Genomic DNA, 15,998 nt, shown 5'->3' on the forward strand with positions numbered 1-15,998 from the left:
AGCAATGAGCCAACCGCTCAAGCTTCTGGCGGTCGACGACGACGCGCCGTCCGCCGAGCTGATCGTGCGGGTGGCGGAGCGTTGCGGCTACGAGGCCTTCGCAACCTCTGACTCCCGCGGCGTAATCAACCTGGTCGCGGCACTGCGACCCGACGTGATGGCGGTCGACATCTCCATGCCGCATGTCGATGCGGTGGAGCTGTTCCGCATGCTCGCCGAGCAGCGCTACGACGGCGAAATCGTCATCGTCAGCGGGCAGGACGAACAGACGCTGTCCCTGGTGCAGAAATCGGCCGAGCTCATGGGGCTGCACCGGCCCTATGTGCACCAGAAGCCACTAAACTTCGCTCGCCTGCGCGAAACGCTGACCACCAACCGCCTCGCCAAGGCGAGCTGAGCCGGCTCAAACGGCAAAAAGCCCCCGGTCATCGGGGGCTTTTTGTTGCCGGCACCTGAAGACACGTCGCTAAACAGCGATGATCGCTGCTTCCGGCGTCTTCGGTCCCAACACGGCCTGCATCTTGCCGAGCAGGCGTGGCAGGTCCACCGGCTTGGTATCGAAGTCGATACAGCCGGCAGCCAAAGCATTGGCCCTATCGGACTCGAACGCACTCGCGGTCAACGCAATAATCGGCAATGCCGCTGTTTCCGGGTCGGCACGAATGCGGCGCGTCGCTTCGCAGCCATCCATTTCGCCCAGTCCGATATCCATCAGGATGACATCCGGCATCAGCGCCTTGGCGGCCGCGATGCCACTCGGACCATCCTCGGCGAAGCGAATGGAAAAGCCGCGGCGTTCCAGTCGGCGGCCAAGCACGTCGCGATTGATGGGGTTATCTTCGACAATGAGCACGACAGTCATGTCCAGCCCTCCTTACGCGTTTGCTGCTTTGGCGCGGCCCTGCCCGCGCGTTGCCCTGAGCCCGGCCAGCGCCGCCTTGACCTTGCTGGCATCGAGCGGCTTCATCACGATGCCGTCCGCACCGGCAGCCAGCGCCTTGGCGCGCTCCGACAGGATCGAGATCATGAACACCGGGATATCGGCCGTCACGGGATCGGCCTTCAGCGCCGCCAGCACGTCCCAGCCATCGAAACCCGGCATCAGGATATCAAGGAAGATCGCCGATGGCTTGACCGTCCGCGCGATCTGCAGCGCCGATTGCGGCGCGTCCGTGCAGATCGGCGTGTAGTCCTCCTTGAGGAACAGGCGCTCGGCCAGTTCCAGGAAATCCCGATCGTCATCCACCACGAGCAGGCGTTCGCGCTTCTCGTGGTTGGGTAAATGCCCACTCATCCCGGCATAACCCGTCCTGCGCTCGCCCGCATCGGCCTCGCTATCGGCCAGGAGATCGTCGTCGTTGCGCGCCCGCGCGGAGGTCGCGGCCGCATGGGCAATAACAGGCTCCCGCTCGGTCCGCTCAGCCTGCGCTGGCAGCCGAATGGTGAAGCGCGACCCCTTGCCCAGCTCGCTCTCGATTTCGATCTGGCCGCCCATGAGACGGCAGAGATTCTGGCTTAACGAAAGCCCCAAGCCCGTGCCGCCATAGACGGCCGCGATCTTTGAATTGGCCTGGGTAAAGTTGGAGAATAGCGCCTGCTGCTGCTCGCGGGAAATGCCGATGCCGGTATCAGCCACGGCAATTTCCACCCATGGCCCGTTGCGCTTGGCGGAAAGCGTGATCTGCCCATTCTGCGTGAACTTGGCGGCATTCGACAGCAGGTTGAAGATCGCCTGGCGCAGCTTGGTCGCGTCGGCACGCATCGTGCCCAGGTTGGGCCCACGCTCTACGACGAAGCTATTGGTGTTCTTGGCCGCCAGCGGCCGCGCCGTGGCCTCCACCTCGTCGACCAGCCGATCGAGATCGACGCTCTCGACATGCAGCGCCATCTTACCGGCCTCGATCTTGGAGATGTCGAGGATGTCGTTGACCATGGCCAGTAGGTGCTTGCCCGCGGCGCTGATCTTCTGCAGGTCGGCGATCTGCTCGCCCCGCCCGTCAAGTTCGGCGTCTTCCAGCAGGATTTCCGAGTAGCCCAGCACCGCATTGAGCGGCGTGCGCAATTCATGGCTCATCTTGGCCAGGAATTCGGACTTGGCGCCGTTGGCGCGTTCCGCATCGTCCTTGGCGTTGGTCAGCGCCTTGAGCGTACCCTGGTGCCGGTCGATTTCCTTGATCAGTTCCGACTGGCTATCAACCACGCTCGAGTAATAGGCCGCCATCATGAACACATAGATGTTGGCGCCCAGCGCCGAGAGCACCCCGGCCACCACCATCTCGCTGACAGGAATGTGCTCGGGAAAATCGCCATAGAGATAGAAGCCGTAAAGGGCGGCTATGCCCAGCGTGATCTGGGCGAACACGAAGACGCGCGCCGTCCAGGTCGAGCCGAGATACATGAAGGCGAGCAGCGGCGTCAGCACGAACCAGAGCAGGAAGGGCGAGCTGGTGCCGCCGTAATTGTAGGTGCCCCACAGGATGGCAAAGGTCAGGTTGAGCACGCTCAGCATGGCCAGCGGGGTATAGGCGCGCGGAAACGCCTTCACCAGCGCCAGGAACGGCCAGAAGCCATAGATCGACAGGGCCAGAATGGCGACATGCGGCCATGGCGCCGGGTCGGCGAACCACAGGAAGACCGGGATTGGCGTCGCGATGATCGGTCCGAACAGATGACTGACAATGAACATCTGCACGCGCTTCCGCGTGTGCAGGTCATTGGCCATATGTTCAGGGACGAACCAATTCATCAGGCCTTGGAAAGCCGTCAATACGCTCACGGCGCCGCCTCGCGTTACACAGTCACGCGAGATTGGCCTCAACCCTTTGAGAAGTCGTAAATTGCCCGGCTCCAGCTTGACCTAAGGCAACAATATCCCGCTCAAAGACCCAGTTTTGCGTGCTCGAAGACAGCCATGACCCCGCGCAGCTCCGCCAGGCCCTTCATCCGGCCGATCGTCGGGTAGCCTGGCTGCGACCGGCGGCCGAGGTCGTCGAGAATGTCCTGCCCGTGATCGGGCCGCATCGGGATCGTATGATCCTTGCGCCCCGCCGCCTTGCGCCGGTTCTCTTCGCGCACGATGGCAGCGATCAGCGCCACCATGTCGGTATCCCCACCCAGATGCTCGGCCTCATAGAACGAGCCGATCACATCGTCATTGTCGCGCTTGACGTTGCGCAGATGCAGGAAGTGCACCTTTTCGCCCAGTCGCTCCATCATACCGGGCAGGTCATTGTCGGGGCGCGCACCCAGCGAGCCCGAGCAGAGCGTCATGCCATTGGCGGGGCTGTCCACGGCGTCGAGTATGTAGGTGTAGTCGGCTTCGGTCGACATCACGCGCGGCAGGCCCAGAAGCGAGAACGGCGGATCGTCCGGGTGGCAGCACAGCCGCAGCCCCAGGTCCTCGGCAACCGGCACCACCTCGTCGAGGAAATCGACGAAGTTCGCCCGCAATCGATCCCGACTGATCCCGTCATATTCGGCCAGATGGGCCCGCACATCGTCCAGCGACATGGATTCGGTGGAGCCCGGCAGGCCCATGGTCACATTGCGTGCCAATTGCTTGCGGCCGGCATCGTCCAGGTTCGTGAACCGGCGCTCCGCCTCATCGGCAATGGCATTGGTATAGTCGGCCGCTGCGCCCTGCCGCTCCAGCACATGGATGTCGAACGCGGCAAAATCGTTGATGTCGAACCGCATGCATGATGCGCCATTGGCCACCGTGTAGCGCAGGTCGGTGCGGGTCCAATCCAGCACCGGCATGAAATTGTAGCAGATCACCTCGATCCCGGCTTCCGCCAGATGGCGCAGCGACACCTTGTAATTGGCGACATGCTCGCGCCAGGCATTCTTCTGCTTCTTGATATCCTCGCTGACCGGCAGGCTTTCGACCACGTCCCAGGTCAATCCCGACGCCGTGCCATCCTTGCGGGTGGCGACCTCCGTCTGCCGCTTGGCGATCTCCTCGGGCGTCCAGACCAGGCCATTGGCCACGTGATGCAGGGCCGTCACCACGCCCACCGCACCCACCTGGGTGATATCGTCGATGCTGCATTGGTCCTTGGGGCCGAACCACCGCCAGGTCTGTCGCAAATCAGGCACTCCGCAAATCTAGTATGGTAGTGCTTGCCACACCATCGGGCTGTCGGAAAGCCCTATTCGTTCGCCAGCCCAAGCAATGCGTCAACGTGGCAGGGCGAGCCTTCCCGACACCAGCAGGCCAGATTCTTCCCCGCCAGCTCCGCGCGTATTTTATCGCGATTGGGAGCCGGCTTGGGACCTTCGAGTTCACCTCTGATCCACCGGCCGTAACGGGCCACCGCCTCAGCCTGCGCCGCATCCTTGCCGACGCCCAGTTCCTCGGCGACATCGTCGATCGTGAACGGATTACCCCAAGGGCCCGGCCGCGCCACCGACTGCGCCGACAGCCCGTTGATGGCCTGCGAGATCGCCTGCAAGTCAAACCCCGCCCGTCGGGACAACACGATGCGCACCGGTTTCATCGCAAATCCTTATCATAGACGAATTTCGGCATCTCCCACTTCTTGACGATGGCGAGGACGCGCAGCGGAAACCCGACCGCGATGGCCACCAGGATCACCACTTCCGGCACGATATTCGCCATCAACCCGAAATAGTAGATCACTCCGGTGACGATCGAGACCGTGGCATAGAGCTCCCCGCTGAACACCAGCGGCACGTCGTTACACAGCACATCGCGCAGGATGCCGCCGAAAATGCCGGTCACCATTCCCGCCACCAGCACGATCAGCGGATGGGCGCCGATTTCCATGGCAATGTTGCAGCCGATAATCGTGAACACCACCAGCCCCAACCCATCGAGCAACAGGAATGGCCAGCGCAGGCGATCCACCACGCGGGCGATGGCAATGGTGAACAGCGCCGCGCCGCACACCAGCAGCAGCACATAGGGGTTCTTGACCCAGAACAGCGGGTAGTGCCCGAGAAACACATCGCGGATCGTCCCGCCACCGAGGGCGGTCACGCAGGCGAGAAGGCACACGCCGAACCAGTCCATCTTGCGCCGCCCCGCCGCCAACGCTGCCGTCATCGCTTCGGCCGTAAGGGCGATGTAGAAGATGACCTCAAGCATGGCATGTCCTGTCGAAACCGGGTTGTGGCGCTGACGTTATCTGAAGAGATTGCCGCGTCCAGTGGAGGCAAGAATGCGCCAACCCAAATCCGTCAAAGCCCTTGAAGATCTCGGCCGCGTCAGGCTCTCCGAGAACTTCTTCCTGCGCGACTTCCTCTATTCCGAAATCGCCATCATCAACGGCTTCCAGAACATCCCTGATGACCCCGACCTGGCGATCGCCGTCGGCAAGGTGCTGTGCGAAACGCTGCTGGAGCCGCTCCAGGCCCGCTTCGGCAAGATCTCCATCCGCTCGGCCTACCGCTCGCCCGAGGTCAACCACTTCGGCAACGTCAACAAGCTCAATTGCGGTCGCAATGAGACCAATTATGCCGGCCACATCTGGGACCGCCGCGACGCCGCCGGTCGAATGGGTGCTACCGCCTGCGTGGTCGTCAACCGCTTCGTCCCCTATTACGAGCGCACCGGCGACTGGGAGGCCATGGCCTGGTGGGTGCATGACCACCTGCCCTATTCGGATATGGAATTCTTTCCAAAGCTGGCCGCGTTCAACCTGCAATGGCGGGAGGAACCGAAGCGCGGCATCTACAGCTTCATCCCGCCCCGGCGCGGCCGCCTAACCGAACCGGGGAAGGCGAACTGGGCAGGACGACACGATACGGCTTATGCGGCGATGCTGGCGGAGATTGGGTAGGCAAGAATACCCCCACCTAACCTCCCCTGAAAAGGGTGAGGGATCTATCGAGTTTGAGGCACCACCTCACCCAACCACCGGCCGGATTCCTCCCTCTGTCAGGGGGAGGTTAGGTGGGGGTGTCCCCTCACAAAAAGTCAGCCCGCATCGGCGTAAAAACATCCACCAGCCGGCCCTTTTCCAAGGCCACCACGCCGTGCACCAGCCCGGATGGCACGATGAAGCTGCCGCCCGTGCCGACCACCTGCGTCACCCCATCGATGGTCACCTCGAACCGCCCCTCGGCAACATAGCTCACCTGCACATGTGGATGGCTGTGCAGCGCGCCCACCGCACCCTGCTCGAAACAGAACTCAACCTGCATCAGCTCAGGGGTGTGGATTAGCACCCGCCGCGTATTGCCCGGCGCCAGCACCGTTGCTTCGCCCTCGTCTGCATGCGCAAATAGCTTCTGATCACTCATGTCATCACCTCGCCAGCCAGCCGCCATCCACCGGGATGACGGCGCCATGCATGTAGTTCGCGGCCCGCGACAGCAGGAACACCGCCGCGTCACCAATGTCAGATGGCACGCCCCAGCGCCCCGCCGGAATGCGCCCCAGGATCGATGCCGACCGGTCCGGATCGGCGCGCAGCGCCTCGGTATTGTTGGTCTCGATATAGCCCGGCGCGATCGAATTGACATTGATGCCCTTGGCCGCCCACTCATTGGCCAGCAAGCGGGTAATTCCCAGCACGCCGCTCTTTGACGCCGTGTAGCTCGCGACCCGCACCCCACCCTGAAAGCTCAGCATCGACGATATGTTGACGATCCGGGCGCCCCGCCCCGCCGCAATCGCTCTCTTGCCCAGCGACTGGCACAGGAAGAACATGGTCTTGAGGTTGATATCCATCACCGCGTCCCAATCCGCCTCGGTAAAATCCACCGCGTCGACCCGCTTGATGATGCCGGCATTGTTGACCAGGCCGTCGATCGGCCCATGTTCAACCCACGCCGCCTCGAACATTGTCTGCGCGGCCGCGGTCGAACCGAGGTCCGCACGCATTTCGACGAACTCGGCACCGACGCCCTGCAACAGCGCCGCCGTCTCGTCCATGGCCGAACGACCGACGCCGATCACCCTGGCCCCTGCCCGCCCGACACTAAGCGCAATGCCCTGCCCGATGCCGGTATTGGCGCCGGTGACCATCACAGTGCTGCCCGCCAGGCTGAACGCCGACAGATCGATCACTTGAGGTCCTCCATCGCGATCTTTTCGGCATCGGTGTAGTCGACATTATCGCCCGCCATCGCCCAGATGAACGTATAGGCGCCCGTCCCGGCACCCGCATGGATCGACCAGGGTGGTGACAGCACCGCTTCTTCATTGCGCACGATCAGGTGCCGCGTTTCCTCCGGCTCGCCCATCAGATGCACCACGAAGGCATCGGGCTTGAGGTCGAAATAAAGATAGGCCTCCATACGCCGGTCATGCACATGCGCGGGCATGGTGTTCCACACCGAGCCGGGCGCGAAGCTGGTCAGCCCCACCACCAACTGGCAGGTCTTGACGCTATCGGCATTGACGAACTGGAAGATGCTCCGCTCGTTCGCCGTTTCCTGGCTGCCCAGATCCAGCCGCTTGGCGTCGCTCTGACGGATCAGCGTCGTCGGATGGCTCACATGGGCCGGCGCGCTCAAGAGGTAGAACTTGGCGCCCGCGCCAGCGAACCGCACGTCCTTGGCGCCCATGCCAACGTAAAGCATGTCCCGCGCGCCGACGGCATGCTCTGTGCCATCGACAATGATCGTACCGGCCTCGCCGATATTGGCCGCGATCAGTTCGCGCCGGTCCAGAAACCCCGCCGTTCCCGTCGGCTTGATCGGCTCGAGCGCAAGTGTTCCTTTGCTGGGCACCGCGCCGCCGACTGCCATGCGGTCATAATGGGTATAGGTCCAGTTGATGCCGCCGGGCACGAACAGATCCTCGATCAGGAAGTGCTCGCGCAGTTCTTCGGTATTCATCGTCCCGGCGCTGACCGGATCGATGGCGAAGCGGATGTCGAATTCGGTGCTCATTATTGGTCCTATGTGGTCGAGGTCTCGTTGCGCAGCCGCTCGCGATAGCGCGACTGGCTCAGCGACAGATGTTGCCGCATGGCCTCCCGCGCCGCGTCGGCATCCTGCGCCGAAATGGCGCGCAGGATTTGCAGATGCTCTTGCTGGAGCCCAGCCTGGTAGGCGTGTGAAAGCACGCTCTCGGTGCCCCAGGGCGAGGCCACGTCGCAGGGAATGGTCCGGCTGCCCAGTCCGTCCAGCACTTCGATATAGAAGGGGTTATTGGTCGCCGCTGCGATCGCCCGGTGAAAGGCGAAATCGGTCTTGCCTGTTGGGATGCCTAGCTTCAGCAGGCGATTGAACTCGTTCCAGGCTTCCTGGATCGCCGCCTCCTGGCTGGCACTGCGCCGCACAGCCGCGAGCCCGGCGGACTCGATTTCGATGCCCATGCGCACTTCGAGCACATTGATCGCCACCGATATCTTGTTGGACTTATCCGCCCCGATCGCGGTGAACGGCGTCGCCGGGTTCGCAACCACGAATACCCCCGCCCCCTGCCGCGATTGCACCAACCCGTCGGCGGCCAGCGCCGCGATGGCTTCGCGCACCACCGTCCGGCTGACCCCGAAAATCGTGGTCATCTGGTTTTCGGTCGGCAGCTTGCCGCTCGAGCCATACTCGCCAGCACTGATCCGCTTGCGCAAGGTGCCGATCACCAGGTCGGCAAGCTTGGGCCGGCGTGCGGCCGATGCATCGATATCACCCAGGCTCATGGCTACCCCCTGAACAAAGCCGGCAACCACAGAGACAGCGCCGGAATATAGGTCACCAGTCCCAGTACGACGATTCCGGCCAGGTAGAACGGCCAGATGCTCTTCATCGCCTCCATCACCGAAATCTTGCCCACCGCCGCAGCGACAAACTGCACGGGCCCCAGCGGCGGCGTATTGAGACCGATGCCTAGGTTGAGGATCATGATCACCCCGAAATGCACGGGGTCCACGCCAAACGCCTTCACCATCGGCAGGAAGATCGGCGTGGTGATGATGATCAGGGGCCCCATATCCATGAAGGTGCCGAGCAGCAGCAGGACGACGTTGATCATCAGCAGCACCAGCAGCGGATCGGACGAGATCGTTGCCATCCCCGCCGTGAGGATCGTCGCCACCTTGAGATAGGCCATCAGCCAGGCGAACGACGCCGCTGCCCCGATAATGAACAGCACCATCGCCGTGGTTCGTACCGCGCCCAGCACCGAGTGCACGAACTCGCTCCAGTTGAGCGACCGATAGACCAGCAGCGTCACGAGCAGCGCATAGAGCACCGCGATGCACGAGCTTTCCGTCGCCGTGAAAATGCCCGAGCGCACGCCGCCAAAGATGATGACGATTAACATCAGGCCAGGGATGGACACGAGGAAGAAATGACCCGCCTTGCGCAGCCCCGGGAACGGCTCGGTCGGATAGCCGCGCTTCACAGCCACGAGATAGGCCGTGACGCTCAGCACCGCCGCCAGCAACAGGCCCGGAATGATGCCGGCCGTGAACAGGTCGGCGATGGAGATATTGCCGCCGCCCGAGAGCGAATAGATGATCATGTTGTGGCTGGGCGGCAGCAGCAGTGCGATCAGCGCCGCCATCGACGTCACGTTGACCGCATAGTCCGCGCCATAGCCCCGCGCCTTCATCTGCGGGATCATGATGCCGCCCACCGCCGCAGCTTCCGCCACCGCCGAGCCGGAAATACCGCCAAACAGCGTCGATGCGGCGATGTTGACCTGCCCCAGCCCGCCCCGCACATGCCCGATGATCGCGCCAGCAAACGAGATGATCCGCGCCGCGATGCCGCCGCGCATCATCAGGTCGCCGGCAAAGATGAAGAAGGGAATGGCCAGCAGCGAAAACGCCGAAACGCCGGAATTGAGCTGCTGGAACACCACGATAGCCGGGCGCCCGAGATAGACGATGGTGGCGAAGCTGGCTATGCCCAGGCAATAGGCGATCGGTGTGCCAATGATCATCAGCACCGTGAAGACGCCGAAGAGAATCCAGTATTCCATACTCAGGCCTCGGTGATCGTTGGGTCGCTCGCGACATCGTCGACCGGTTCACCGACGAGGCGCAGCAGGAAGCGCTCGGCCGCGAACAAGCCCATCAGCGCGCCCGAAATCACGATGGGGAAATAGGTGAAGGAGGTCGGCAGCCCGAGCACCGGAATGCGCGTCGACCAATAGCGTATGACCAGCTCGCCGCCGTAGAACACCATGCCAAAGGCGAACGCGAAGATGCAGATATCGCTGATAGCCCGTAGCCACGGCTTGGCTGATGGCGGCAACACATAGAGCAGCACGTCGAACCCCATATGGAAGTTCTCGCGCACACCCACGGCGGCCCCGAGGAAAATGACCCACGTCATGATCATGATTGAGCCCGCCTCGGTCCAGGCCGGTGAACTGTTGATCACGAAGCGCATAAACACCTGATAGGCGACGACCGCCGTCATCGCCACCAGACCAATCCCGGCCAGCCAGAGCACGCCGTTCGACAGCTTTCCCAACACGCGGCTGATCGGCAGAAGCCAGGTTTTCATAAGTAAACCTCACGGTGATCGAAGGGCCAGCGCCGAGGCGCCAGCCCTCTGGCTAATCAGCCCTCAGTTGCCTGAATGCGCGCCACCAGATCCTGCAGTTTGGGATCGGTCACGTACTTCTCGTAAACCGGCTTCATCGCGTCGATGAAGGGCTGCTTGTCGACCGTATTGATCTCGGCGCCCAGCGCTTCCACCGCGGCCTTGGACTCCACTTCCTTGGCGGCCCACAGCTCGCGCTGCTTGACCACCGATTCCTTGGCGGCTTCGCGGAACAGCTCCTGGTCTTCGGGCGTCAGCCCGTCCCAGACGATCTTGGAAATGACCAGCACCTCGGGCACCATCAGGTGTTCGTCGAGCGAATAGTACTTGGCGACCTCGGCATGACCGGCGGTGTCGTAGCTCGGATAGTTGTTCTCTGCGCCGTCGATGACGCCGGTCTGGATACCCGAATAAACTTCGCCATAGGGCATCGGCGTGGCATTGCCGCCAAAGGCTGCAACCATGTCCACGAAGATGTCCGACTGCATGACGCGCATCTTCATGCCGGCCATGTCGGCTGGTGAGGTGATGGGCTTCTGGCTGTTGTAGAACGACCGCGCGCCGCCATCGTAGAAGGCCAGCGCCACCACATCCACGGCATCGAAGGCCGCCAGGATTTCCTCCCCGATCGGACCATCAAGCACGTTGTGGAAGTGGTCGGCCGACCGGAAGATGTACGGCAATTGCGTCACCGTGGCTTCCGGAACCTGCGTTCCGAACGCACCGATCGAGATGCGATTGAGATCGAGCACGCCGAACTGCGTCTGTTCGATCGTGTCCTTCTCCTCGCCGAGCTGGGCCGAGTGGAACACTTCCACCGAGTAGCGGCCATCGGTCTTTTCGCTTAACAGCTCGCCGAACGCCTTGACCGCCTCGACGGTCGGGTACCCATCCGGATGGGTATCGGATGAGCGCAGCACCGTCTGGGCGCTGGCCGTCGAGAGCATCAGGGCCGACGCGACAAGCGCCGTCGCTGCCAGTTTAGGCAGTTGAAACATGGTATCCTCCCGGTTTGTGGTGGTCCCGGTTCGCCCGCCCTGCGGCCAGTCCGATCCGGCAACCCGACCCGACGCAGACTCCCACCCGCGCCTCCAAGCCGCCGCCCTCCTCTGGACGTATCGCGGTCTTGATGTTGAAACTGGTATGGAAGCGTCAAAGACAAGTCAACATACAATTGGCCGTATGTTGTATGATGACTTTCACCCCGATCGTCACCCTCTGGCTTGACCCGAGGGTGTTACACTGCGGAGCGCCCGGTAACTGTAGAGCCCTCGGGTCAAGCCCGAGGGTGACGATCCGTGGAAGGGGCCATATCCCTCCCACCCACCGCCCAACATTTCGCGTCAAACAAAAAGGGCCCCGGCCTGCGCCGGAGCCCACGACAATCAAGCAGCCAGTTCCCTCAGATATGGATCGCGCCGTCGCCCAGCGACAAAGCCGCCTCGCGCACCGCTTCCGACAGTGTCGGATGCGCATGCGTCGACCGCGCCAGATCTTCGGACGAACCCGAGAACTCCATCAGCACCACCAGTTCGTGGATCATCTCGCCGGCATTCTTGCCCACGATGTGGGCGCCCAGCACGCGATCGGTTTCCACATCGGCGAGGATCTTCACGAACCCCTGCGTTGCCAGCATCGCCTTGGCGCGGCCATTGGCGGTGAAGGGGAATTTACCGATCTTGTATTCGGTGCCTTCGGCCTTGAGCTCGTCCTCGGTCTTGCCGACCGAGGCGATTTCCGGATTGGTGTAGACCACGGCTGGAATGGCCGCGTAGTTCACATGCCCCGCCTGACCGCTGAGGATTTCGGCCACTGCAATGCCCTCGTCCTCGGCCTTGTGCGCCAGCATCGGCCCGGCGATCACGTCGCCAATGGCATAGATGCCGTCGACCGAGGTCTTGTAATGCCCGTCGACGCGCACGCGGCCGCGCTCATCCAGCGCCACGCCAACGATGTCGAGCCCCAGCCCTTCGGTGAACGGCTTGCGCCCGATGGCCACCAAAGCCACGTCGGCGTCGAGAATTTCCATATCGCCGCCCTTGGCCGGCTCTACCCGCACCTTGAGCGAACCGTCATCCTGCTTGTCGATGCCGGCGACCTTGCTCGACAGCTTGAACTCCATGCCCTGCTTTTGCATCATGCGCTGGAACTGGCGCGCCACTTCGCTGTCCATGCCCGGCAGGATGCGATCAAGATATTCGACCACGGTCACCTGGCTGCCGAGCCGCGCCCAGACCGAACCGAGCTCGAGCCCAATCACCCCCGCACCGATCACCAGGAGCTTACCCGGCACCTTGTCCAGGTTCAGCGCGCCCGTGGAGGAGACGATCCGCTTCTCGTCGATCTCGATGCCCGGCAGGCCGGCCGAAACCGATCCGGTGGCGATGACGATATTCTTGGTTTCGATTTCCGATGCCGCGCCCGTCTGCGGCGTGATCAACACTTTGCCCGGCGCCACGATCGTACCGATGCCGCGCAGGGTGGTGATCTTGTTCTTCTTGAACAGATAATCCACGCCGCCGACATTGGCGGCCACCGTCTCGGTCTTGTGGTTCATCATCTGGGGCAGGTTCAGCACCGGCGCCGGGATGTCGATGCCCAGCGCCTTGAAGCCATGCCCGGCTTCCTCGAACAGCTCGCTCGCATGCAGCAGGGCCTTGGACGGGATGCAGCCGATATTGAGGCAGGTGCCGCCTAGGGTCGCCCACTTCTCCACCACTGCAACTTTCATCCCCAGCTGTGCCGCGCGGATCGCAGCGACATAGCCGCCCGGACCCGAGCCGATGATGGTGAGGTCGAAAACGTCTGCCATGATAGGAGCCCCGAAACCTGTTTAGTGCTGCTGAGCGAGTGCCACACGCACCGCCAGCAAGATGAATGTAATGCCGGTGACACGATTAAACCACCGGCCGAACCGGAAAAACCCTTGCCGGACGGATGGTGTCGTAAAGAAGATCGAGACCAAAGCGAACCAGGCAAAAAGCATGAGGCTCATGCACGCCACATAGAACACTTTGATGTCGCCGCCGGTATGGGCGGAAACCAGGCTGGTGAACAGCGCCAGGAAGAACAGCACTGCCTTGGGATTGAGCAGGTTGGTCAGGAAACCCAGCGCGAAGGCAGCAAAATCGCCGCGCCTTGCTGCCGCCAGATCGACCTCCTCGGGTGGCTTTGGTGGCGGGCTCCGCAGCGCCGAAATCGCCAGCCACACCAGATATGCCGCGCCGACCCACTTGAGGATGTTGAACACCAGCAGCGACTGCCCCACGATCACCCCGACGCCAAGCAGAGTGTAGCTGCCGTGGACGAGAATGGAGGTCGCAATGCCGGCCGAGGTGAACAGGGCCGCGCGCCGGTCATGGGCAATGGACTGGCGCAGCACCATGGCGAAGTCAGCGCCGGGAATAACCGCATTGATGCCGAAGGCCAGCATCAGGCCGGCAAATTCAAGCCAGGGAAAATCCATCGCACCGCTACTCACAGAGCCACGCGCCGACCGGCGGGGAATCTCTGTTTACCGAACTTTCTGCCGTTCCGAAACGGTCAATCCCCTCAGTCGCAGCCGACCAGCGTGAACACGTCGGTCGGGTTGAGTTGATCCGCGAACTCGGTTTCCCGATACATCGAATACCACATACCGGCGGCAAGCTTGGGCAGCAGGATCTGTTGCGGCGCCGGCCCCGCCCGCCCCTCGGCCACATCAAGCATGGCCATGCCATCGCTGCCATTGGCATAGACCGCAACCGCGTCGTCCGCGACGAACCCGCAGGTTTCCCCGCTGCTCTGTGAGCAGGGTCCGTCCACCCGATAGAGCGGGCTGCCAAAACCATTGGGCACGAATATGCCACCAACCAGCGTCAGTCGCGACGCCGGCATATCCAGTTCGAACGCCGCGATCTGGTTGGGTGCGCTATCCACCGGCACCGGATTGAACTGCAATGTCCAGCCGCTGTCCGGCTGATTGTAGCGGGCATTCTCAAGCGTGCATTCGGCGCCCGATGTTGCTACGGGCAGCAGCGCCGCCATCATTACAGTCAAAACGCGGATCATCCGATGCCCCACTGTCCGAGGGACCGATTATAGCGCTGTCGCTGTGGCGGCCAACCCGCAGGCAGGGGTAGCCTATTGCGCCGCTATGGCCTGCGCCTTTTCCAGCGCATCCGGCAATTGCTTGTCGATATCGAGCGCCCCGCCATCGACCTGCTCCAGAAACGCCCGGCAGAATGTGTTTTTGTCTTCGGCCTGATTGTACGCGCTCATGATCTGGGTGCCGCCATAGGTCTCGGCTGCGGCGATCTCCAGCGCCGTTCCCCCACCGAGCCGCGCCGCCACCCGGTTTGCCAGATCGAGAAAACCGACATTGCGCAGATACCAGTTGTCATTTGCCGTCTGATAGGCCGCGTCGAGACCGGTCGTTTCATAGCAATGCGTCGTCATCGCCGAAACGATCGCCTTGGACCCGTGAAACGCCATCAGTTCGCCGATCAGTTCGGCGTCGCCGGCCTCCTGCGCTATTGCAGGCGCGGCGAACAGCATGGCGATAACGAAAAGTCTCTTCAACAGGCGCTCCAGACAAAGTATGCGGCACGTGCGTCTTCATAGCGGCCCAAGATGCTACAAATTCCTTAAGTGATCCGCCGCGCCACGCCAACGTGAACGCCAGAGGCGTGCGCAACGTGGAAAACAGGGAAAATGTGGTGATTTCTAGGGCGCGACGCCGCGACCGCCCGTCACGTTGATCACCGAGCCGGTCGTGTAGCTCGCCTCATCCGATAACAGCCACACGATAGCCTGCGCCACTTCCTGCGCCCTTCCCAGACGCGACATCGGCAAACTTGCCGCCATCCGCGCCGCCCGATCCGGCTCGCCGGTTCCGGCATGGATCTCCGTGTCGATAATGCCAGGCCTCACGCCGTTGACGCGAATGCCCTCGCCAGCCACTTCCAGCGCCAGCCCGACGGTAAGACTGTCCACCGCGCCCTTGGCTGCCCCGTAGTCGACATAGACACCGGGCGCGCCTAGCTTGGCGGCCGCCGACGTCACATTGACGATAGAGCCGCCTGCGCCGCCATGGCGGGTCGACATCCGCTTCACCGCGCGCCCCGCGCACAGGATGCTGCCGAACGTATTGACGGCAAACATCCGGCTCAGCCGCGCCAGGTCGAAATCCTCCACCCGCGCCGCCACGTCGACCGCGCCGGCGTTGTTGACCAGGCCGGCCAATCGTCCCACGCGATCGGCCGCTGCGAAGATGTGGTCAATATCGGCTTCGTCGGACACATCGCCCCGCACCGCCACGGCGGTTCCGCCTTCAGCATGAATAGCGGCGCACACCGCTTCGGCGGCAGCGGCATTGCTGGCATAGTTGACAACGAGCGCGTAGCCGCGCGACGCCGCCAGCATGGCGGTGGCCGCGCCAATGCCGCGCGATCCGCCAGTTACGATGACCACGCCCTTGTCCATCGCCGCGTCCCCAGTAACAAAAAGGGCCGGGGAATAAGCCCCGGCCCTTCGTAAACTAGATTGGC

The 15,998-nt window shown here is 62.7% G+C and carries 19 protein-coding genes; 2 read left to right on the plus strand and 17 right to left on the minus strand.

Features of this window, described 5'->3' with window-relative positions; genetic code table 11:
* Positions 1-4: 4 nt before the first annotated feature.
* Positions 5-397, plus strand: a complete 393-nt coding sequence (locus MF606_RS15785; protein ID WP_240230302.1) for a response regulator — start codon at positions 5-7, stop codon at positions 395-397.
* 69 nt (positions 398-466) lie between these two features.
* Here the strand turns inward: MF606_RS15785 and MF606_RS15790 are convergent, their stop codons facing one another.
* The 5 genes from MF606_RS15790 to MF606_RS15810 form a co-directional block, all read right to left on the minus strand.
* Positions 467-862: a response regulator gene (locus tag MF606_RS15790; protein WP_240230303.1), complete on the minus strand. Its 396-nt coding sequence runs from the start codon at positions 860-862 to the stop codon at positions 467-469.
* 12 nt (positions 863-874) lie between these two features.
* Positions 875-2,776, minus strand: a complete 1,902-nt coding sequence (locus tag MF606_RS15795) for an ATP-binding protein (RefSeq protein WP_240230304.1) — start codon at positions 2,774-2,776, stop codon at positions 875-877.
* Positions 2,777-2,877: 101 nt separating this feature from the next.
* Positions 2,878-4,089, minus strand: a complete 1,212-nt coding sequence (gene uxuA / locus MF606_RS15800; protein WP_240230305.1) for a mannonate dehydratase — start codon at positions 4,087-4,089, stop codon at positions 2,878-2,880.
* Positions 4,090-4,151: 62 nt separating this feature from the next.
* Entirely contained in the window at positions 4,152-4,499 is a 348-nt protein-coding gene (locus MF606_RS15805) for a DUF4326 domain-containing protein (RefSeq protein WP_240230306.1), read from the minus strand.
* Positions 4,496-5,110, minus strand: coding sequence for a trimeric intracellular cation channel family protein (locus MF606_RS15810; protein ID WP_240230307.1), 615 nt, complete (start codon positions 5,108-5,110; stop codon positions 4,496-4,498). The genes MF606_RS15805 and MF606_RS15810 overlap by 4 nt, the downstream gene beginning before the upstream one ends.
* A 73-nt stretch (positions 5,111-5,183) precedes the next feature.
* Here MF606_RS15810 and MF606_RS15815 point away from each other — a divergent pair, with 73 nt between their 5' ends.
* Complete coding sequence (locus MF606_RS15815) at positions 5,184-5,804, plus strand: hypothetical protein (RefSeq protein ID WP_240230308.1); 621 nt, start codon at positions 5,184-5,186, stop codon at positions 5,802-5,804.
* Positions 5,805-5,931: 127 nt separating this feature from the next.
* On the opposite strand, the gene MF606_RS15820 is transcribed toward MF606_RS15815, so the two are convergent.
* The 12 genes from MF606_RS15820 to MF606_RS15875 all read right to left on the minus strand — a co-directional run bounded on the left by MF606_RS15820 (position 5,932) and on the right by MF606_RS15875 (position 15,933).
* On the minus strand, positions 5,932-6,267 hold the full coding sequence (locus MF606_RS15820; protein ID WP_240230309.1) for a cupin domain-containing protein: 336 nt from the start codon (positions 6,265-6,267) through the stop codon (positions 5,932-5,934).
* Between the two features lie 4 nt (positions 6,268-6,271).
* Positions 6,272-6,994, minus strand: a complete 723-nt coding sequence (gene kduD / locus MF606_RS15825) for a 2-dehydro-3-deoxy-D-gluconate 5-dehydrogenase KduD (RefSeq protein ID WP_240233867.1) — start codon at positions 6,992-6,994, stop codon at positions 6,272-6,274.
* A 38-nt stretch (positions 6,995-7,032) separates the two neighbouring features.
* The gene (gene kduI, locus MF606_RS15830; RefSeq protein ID WP_240230310.1) at positions 7,033-7,863 is read right to left on the minus strand and encodes a 5-dehydro-4-deoxy-D-glucuronate isomerase; all 831 of its coding nucleotides are present in this window, start codon (positions 7,861-7,863) and stop codon (positions 7,033-7,035) included.
* Positions 7,864-7,871: 8 nt separating this feature from the next.
* Positions 7,872-8,615, minus strand: coding sequence for a FadR/GntR family transcriptional regulator (locus tag MF606_RS15835; protein WP_240230311.1), 744 nt, complete (start codon positions 8,613-8,615; stop codon positions 7,872-7,874).
* A gap of 2 nt (positions 8,616-8,617) precedes the next feature.
* Complete coding sequence (locus MF606_RS15840; protein WP_240230312.1) at positions 8,618-9,901, minus strand: TRAP transporter large permease; 1,284 nt, start codon at positions 9,899-9,901, stop codon at positions 8,618-8,620.
* A gap of 2 nt (positions 9,902-9,903) precedes the next feature.
* Positions 9,904-10,431: a TRAP transporter small permease gene (locus tag MF606_RS15845; protein WP_240230313.1), complete on the minus strand. Its 528-nt coding sequence runs from the start codon at positions 10,429-10,431 to the stop codon at positions 9,904-9,906.
* Between the two features lie 56 nt (positions 10,432-10,487).
* Positions 10,488-11,468 (minus strand): TRAP transporter substrate-binding protein, encoded by a 981-nt coding sequence (locus tag MF606_RS15850; RefSeq protein ID WP_240230314.1) that lies wholly within the window; start codon positions 11,466-11,468, stop codon positions 10,488-10,490.
* 404 nt (positions 11,469-11,872) lie between these two features.
* A complete protein-coding gene (gene lpdA, locus MF606_RS15855; RefSeq protein WP_240230315.1) occupies positions 11,873-13,282 on the minus strand; it encodes a dihydrolipoyl dehydrogenase in 1,410 nt (469 codons plus the stop codon).
* 21 nt (positions 13,283-13,303) lie between these two features.
* Positions 13,304-13,936, minus strand: a complete 633-nt coding sequence (locus tag MF606_RS15860) for a LysE family translocator (RefSeq protein WP_240230316.1) — start codon at positions 13,934-13,936, stop codon at positions 13,304-13,306.
* Positions 13,937-14,022: 86 nt separating this feature from the next.
* Entirely contained in the window at positions 14,023-14,520 is a 498-nt protein-coding gene (locus MF606_RS15865) for a hypothetical protein (RefSeq protein WP_240230317.1), read from the minus strand.
* Positions 14,521-14,592: 72 nt separating this feature from the next.
* Positions 14,593-15,030 (minus strand): hypothetical protein, encoded by a 438-nt coding sequence (locus tag MF606_RS15870; protein WP_240230318.1) that lies wholly within the window; start codon positions 15,028-15,030, stop codon positions 14,593-14,595.
* Positions 15,031-15,174: 144 nt separating this feature from the next.
* Complete coding sequence (locus MF606_RS15875; protein ID WP_240230319.1) at positions 15,175-15,933, minus strand: SDR family oxidoreductase; 759 nt, start codon at positions 15,931-15,933, stop codon at positions 15,175-15,177.
* Between the last annotated feature and the right edge of the window lie 65 nt (positions 15,934-15,998).

Source organism: Devosia lacusdianchii (assembly GCF_022429625.1).
GTDB lineage: Bacteria > Pseudomonadota > Alphaproteobacteria > Rhizobiales > Devosiaceae > Devosia > Devosia lacusdianchii.